This is a genomic window from Mesorhizobium sp. M7A.F.Ca.US.014.04.1.1, from assembly GCF_003998745.1.
Classification (GTDB): domain Bacteria; phylum Pseudomonadota; class Alphaproteobacteria; order Rhizobiales; family Rhizobiaceae; genus Mesorhizobium; species Mesorhizobium ciceri.
The window spans coordinates 1-680 of the sequence record NZ_RZRW01001292.1 but is presented as its reverse complement, the minus strand read 5'-3'; the positions used below and the strand labels follow the sequence as shown (position 1 = coordinate 680).

The following is a 680-nucleotide window of genomic DNA, read 5'->3' as shown; positions in this document are numbered from 1 at the left end:
CTCCAGAATTGCGAAACCGCCAGCAATGACCTGGGCGGGCGGCACCCGCTGCAGACTGGCTTCGATCGACATTACAGCGATGCGCGCACGATCGGGCTTCGTTGCCATGTGACACAACGCACGAAGCCTCCGCCCCATATTGGCGCGTGTGGGCCACACCCTGTCGTAAGGCAGGCAATCCCAGGACGGCAGCAAGATGATCTCCGCGTGCGGCAGGAACTGACGCAAAGCCCCGACGATCTCGTCGGCGCTGCGTTCCGAGGCAGTTATATGGATAATGTGCTTGTGCCGGCTGGCCTCCAGCCCACCGGCCAGCGCTGCCGCGATAGCTGAAGATGGCGGGACGCCGTGCTCTATCGTAAACCCGCTGTCATCCGTGTGATCGATTTGTTCGACATCCGTCCGCGAAATATGCCTGTTCACTGAAATCTCACCTTGTCCCCAGAAGAACGTCAGCACAGCGACCCCGTTCCTGGCGGCGCGCATTAAAGTGTTCCAGGACGGGGCAGCCGGTGCGGCGTTGATGCATTGCTTCCTAGCTGCCCTAAGAACTGGCGGCTGTGAATCACGCTCGACGCCGGCAGAACGCTCTGTGCGTCGGGCCATGCCGCGCGGTGGCCCGTCCGCCGGAGTTAGTATGTGCACATGCTGAATTGCCGAAATGTCGATAACCACGCGAG

Annotated in this window: 1 pseudogene; it reads right to left on the bottom strand. The window is 61.2% G+C overall.

The features are described 5' to 3' along the window. Positions 1-459 (bottom strand): annotated as a pseudogene (locus tag EOA22_RS36140) (DEAD/DEAH box helicase); the annotation flags it as partial. Positions 460-680 lie beyond the last annotated feature (221 nt).